Genomic DNA, 1,174 nt, shown 5'->3' on the forward strand with positions numbered 1-1,174 from the left:
TAAAATTAAGTAAAGCATATTATAAATTATAATAAATTTAAGATTGCTGAGAGGGAAAAAGATGTCTACGATTAGAGATGTTGCAAGGCGTGCAGGAGTTTCAATTGCTACTGTTTCAAGAATTTTGAATAATGATGAATATTTCGGAGTTACAAAAGAAACTAAGCAAAGAGTAATGGAAGCCGTTAAGGAGTTGAATTATAAGAAAAAAAATACGAAAAGAAAAAGTACACAGTTAAATATTTCAATTATAAAGTCATTTGATGAAAGGATAGAAAGTGAGGATCCATATTTTGTATCATTACGGCTGGATTTGGAATATGCACTAAAGAAAAAGGGGATAAAAAGTAAAGTTTTTGAGTTACAAATGTTTGAAAAAAATGAGGAAATTTTGATGAATTTCATTATTTCCAGTGCCATTGTCGTGATTGGGGAAATAAAAAGGAGCCAGCTAGACTTTTTGAAGTCTCTGAATGAAAACATTATTTGTGTAGATGCTTATAATTCTGGTAATTCTATTGACTATATAAAATTTGATATGAAACATTCAGTAAAAATTGTAATTGATTATTTGACGAAACTGGGACATAAAAAAATTGGTTTGCTTGGTGGAAGAAATCAAATAGTTAGAAATCTTGTGGATTTTCGGGAGCAGTATTTTATTGAAATTATGAAGGAATATGAACTGTATGATGAAAAATTTGTAAAAGTGGACGAATTTTCTGCAGAATCAGGATACAAAATGATGAGGGAAATGCTTAAGTTAAAAGAACGGCCAACTGCGGTCTTTTGTGCAAATGACTCTATTGCCATGGGAGCTTATAAAGCTGTAAGGGAGAGGAAACTGAAAATTTTTGATGATATTTCGATTATTGGATTTAATGACTTAAAAATCTCCCAATATATGAATCCGCCATTGACAACGCTTAGGATAGACACAAAAATTATTGCAGAAGAAACGATAAATGTATTGACAGAACTGCTTGAGAACAAGAGAAGTTACAGGAAAAAAGTATATTTGCCAGTAGAACTGATAGAAAGAGAAAGCTGTGGAAGTATTTGATGGGGACAATAAATGTCCTCATTTTTTATTTTTTTTCCAATTTTTATAATTTTAGAAGAATAATCATATCTTTACTTTTTAGTTTTTATACTAAATTTCGTTTAAATAATG

1 protein-coding gene is annotated in these 1,174 nt (G+C 29.8%); it reads left to right on the top strand.

The features are described from left to right. Positions 1-61: 61 nt before the first annotated feature. Positions 62-1,063: a LacI family DNA-binding transcriptional regulator gene (locus tag Q0370_RS04095; RefSeq protein ID WP_299572494.1), complete on the top strand. Its 1,002-nt coding sequence runs from the start codon at positions 62-64 to the stop codon at positions 1,061-1,063. The last annotated feature ends 111 nt before the right edge of the window (positions 1,064-1,174 follow it).

Source organism: uncultured Leptotrichia sp., from assembly GCF_938036635.1.
In the GTDB taxonomy this organism is placed as follows: Bacteria; Fusobacteriota; Fusobacteriia; order Fusobacteriales; family Leptotrichiaceae; genus Leptotrichia; species Leptotrichia hongkongensis.